3 protein-coding genes are annotated in these 3093 nt (G+C 41.8%); 2 read left to right on the forward strand and 1 reads right to left on the reverse strand.

Annotated elements, in window-relative coordinates; genetic code table 11:
- The first annotated feature begins 147 nt into the window (after positions 1-147).
- Together ACZFYI_RS18080 and ACZFYI_RS18085 are read left to right on the forward strand one after the other, a co-directional pair.
- Positions 148-777, forward strand: a complete 630-nt coding sequence (locus ACZFYI_RS18080; protein WP_462525524.1) for a hypothetical protein — start codon at positions 148-150, stop codon at positions 775-777.
- A 79-nt stretch (positions 778-856) separates the two neighbouring features.
- Positions 857-1936, forward strand: a complete 1080-nt coding sequence (locus tag ACZFYI_RS18085; protein WP_462525525.1) for an alkane 1-monooxygenase — start codon at positions 857-859, stop codon at positions 1934-1936.
- Between the two features lie 7 nt (positions 1937-1943).
- On the opposite strand, the gene ACZFYI_RS18090 is transcribed toward ACZFYI_RS18085, so the two are convergent.
- On the reverse strand, positions 1944-2990 hold the full coding sequence (locus ACZFYI_RS18090; protein WP_462525526.1) for a vWA domain-containing protein: 1047 nt from the start codon (positions 2988-2990) through the stop codon (positions 1944-1946).
- Between the last annotated feature and the right edge of the window lie 103 nt (positions 2991-3093).

Below are 3093 nucleotides of genomic sequence, written 5' to 3' on the forward strand. Positions count from 1 at the left end.
GAATGGTTAAATGGTTATTGGGTTATTTGTATCGTTTTCTTGATGATAAATGGATTTAAATAATTGAATATTCCTTTCATACCGAGCTTCGAATTTTTCTCAAATCTCATGTCTCAAGTCTCAAATCTCACATCTCTGGTCTTATAAATGAGTAAAGAAAAATTAGAACAACTTAGGGTTACGGGCTACGATTTTGATTTCAAGGACATTTTTCAAAGGGCTTGGCAAATGTTTCTCAAGCAACCGGTGTTGAGCGTGGCATATACCATGCTGATCATTTCACTTCAACTTTTGGCAAGTATTTACTTGGAACAATTTGCTTTTGTATTTGCGTTGTTTTTGGCACCACCCTTGTATTCAGGTTTTTACCTGGTGGCTAATAGGGTCAGTTTGGGAATGCCGGTGATCTATCCTGATTTCTTTAAAGGTTTCAGTTTTTATATGCCGGTTTTCTCTATATGGCTGATTGGACAGATATTGGTGGCTTTGGGACTTTTTGCATTTTTGGTTCCGGGTATTTATCTCGCGGTGGGATATAGCTTTGCAGTCCTGATGGCCTTATTTGGTGGGTTTGATTTTTGGACAGCATTGGAAGAAAGCCGAAAATTGATCACTGTGAGGTGGTGGAAATTTTTTGTTTTCACATTGATCTTAATCATTATCAATTTGTTGGGTATTCTCACGCTAGGGTTGGGGTTATTGGTCACCATCCCGATTACATTCTATGCTACCTACATTCTGTTTGAGGATTTGACAAAAGATATCTTTTCTGAATAAGGAAATGGCGATTTTTGGCTTTGGATACCGGGGATGGCGTATGCTTTTTTTTTCAATTCCCATTTCCTAACTTCAAGCTATGAAGCACCTTAAAAAAATCGGGTTTTATGCAGCCTTTATCCTACCTGTCTTGTTGATTGGAGGTTTTTATTTGGGTGGGTGGAATTTGCTTCTGATCCATGCATTTGTTTTTATTTTGGTGCCTTTTCTGGATTTTCTCATCAGAACCGACAGGACCAATATTCCAGAAAATGAAATCTCCGATGTTTCTAAAGAGCGGTTCTATCGCTTGGTGACATTCATTTGGGTATATGTGCAGCTTGGGGTTTTGGTTTGGGGTTTTTATGCTGTGGCAAATAATCCTTTGTCTTTGGCTGAATGGTTGGCTTTTTCCACCGGTTTGGCCTTGGTAACCGGGGGAATAGGAATAACTGTAGCGCATGAGTTGGGCCACAAACCCGAAGCCGTGGAGCAGTTTTACGCCAAGGTTTTATTGATGACTGTCTGCTACATGCACTTTATCATTGAGCACAACAGGGGACATCATGTTCGGGTAGCAACTCCGGAAGACCCTGCTACGAGCAGGTTTGGGGAGACTTTTTATAGCTTTTGGTGGAGGTCTGTCAAAGATGGGTATTTGAGTGCCCTTGAATTGGAAAAGGAAAGACTTCACAAAAAGGGACTTACGGTATGGTCAAGCCAAAATCAGATGATCCGGTTTACTCTGCTTCCATTGGCATTTGTGGGGGTTTTTACCATTGGGTTTTCATTCCTGCAAGACAGGTTTGTGTGGGAAGTTCCGGTTTTGTTTTTTGCACAGAGTTTCTTTGGATTCAGTTTGTTGGAATTGGTAAATTACATTGAGCATTATGGGATGGCGAGAAAGCAATTGCCAAACGGCAGGTATGAAAAAGTAACTCCTTTGCACTCTTGGAATGCGAGTCATTTGGTCAGCAATTTCTTGTTGTTCCAGCTTCAGCGGCATTCCGACCACCATGCTTTTGCCCATAAGCGCTATCAGGTGCTGAATCATTACGATGAAAGCCCACAGCTACCCCAAGGCTATTCAGCCATGATTATTTTGGCCTTGTTTCCGCCTCTGTGGTTCAAGGTGATGGACAGGAGGTTGGAAGATTGGAAGGAGAAAGTAGGGGTTTGATATTTTTTCAATCCAGCAAAAAGTTATTGAAGAAAGTACTCTTCAATCCAAGCCAAGCTAAGAACAACAGAATTCCCCAAAAGAGATATACTCTATAATAATCTGTCGTTTCCTTGTACCGAGATTCCAGGATTTCGGCTTTTTCTAAGGTATTTATTTGATCAAAAATCTGTTGCAAGGCATTGTCGTCAGAAGCCCGAAAAAACTCCCCGTTTCCGATTCCTGCAATTTCTCTAAGAGTAGATTCGTCCAAGTAGCTTTCGACCATCTGCGGTCTGCCAAAGAAATCTACGCCATAAGGAACCATACCGTCTTTGCCCACTGCAATGGTGTAAATCTTGATATCCATAGCCGCAGCCAACTGTGCAGCAAAAAGTGGATCGACGTTACCGGCATTGCTTTCTCCATCGCTTAATAGGATCATAACTTTGCTTTTTGATTCTGATTCTCTCATCCGGTTGGTTCCCGCTGCCAAAGCGGATCCGATCGCAGTACCCTTGGCATCCATCATATTGAATGAAATGTCCTTGACCAAGTCTGTAAGCAGGGCATAATCTGTGGTCAAAGGAGCTAGCGAATAAGCTTCTCCTGAGAATATCACCATTCCGATTCTGTCTCCAAAGCGTCCGTTGATAAAGTCAATCGCTGTTTCTTTGGCGGCTTCAAGTCTGTTGGGTTTGAAATCCTGCAGGTCCATGGATTCTGAGATATCCATTACGATCATGATGTCAATTCCCTCTGTGGACTGCTCGACCCTTTCATTGCTTTTTTGAGGGCGTGCCAAGGCAATAATAATCATCCAAACTGCGAGGATAAACATCAGCCCCGGAATCAACCGAAGGTAAGTCCATGGATTGTTTTGGGAAACTGTTCCAGGCAGAGAAAGCTCTAGAACAGGGTTTTTGAGGAATTTCACAAATTTTCTCAAAACCAAAATCAATGGAGCGATCCAAATGAGGTGCAGCGCCCAAAGGTTTTCCCATTCAAAAGTCTTGAAGGTCTCAGGCAAAAACCAGAACCAAGAAAAAAAGTCAGCGATATTATTTGGATTCATCTTGTTCTGTTATCTTTTTCTTGAAAGAATCTGTGCAGATGTCTTTGAGGTTGTTGCATGTTTCGGTGATGTCTTTCCCCTCTTTACCGGCATAAATTACCAT

The organism is Aquiflexum sp., from assembly GCF_977115555.1.

Coding starts and splice junctions, on each gene's coding strand:
- ACZFYI_RS18080 (WP_462525524.1), top strand. CDS start 148: ATGAGTAAAGAAAAATTAGAACAACTTAGGGTTACGGGCTACGATTTT.
- ACZFYI_RS18090 (WP_462525526.1), bottom strand. CDS start 2,990: ATGAATCCAAATAATATCGCTGACTTTTTTTCTTGGTTCTGGTTTTTG.
- ACZFYI_RS18085 (WP_462525525.1), top strand. CDS start 857: ATGAAGCACCTTAAAAAAATCGGGTTTTATGCAGCCTTTATCCTACCT.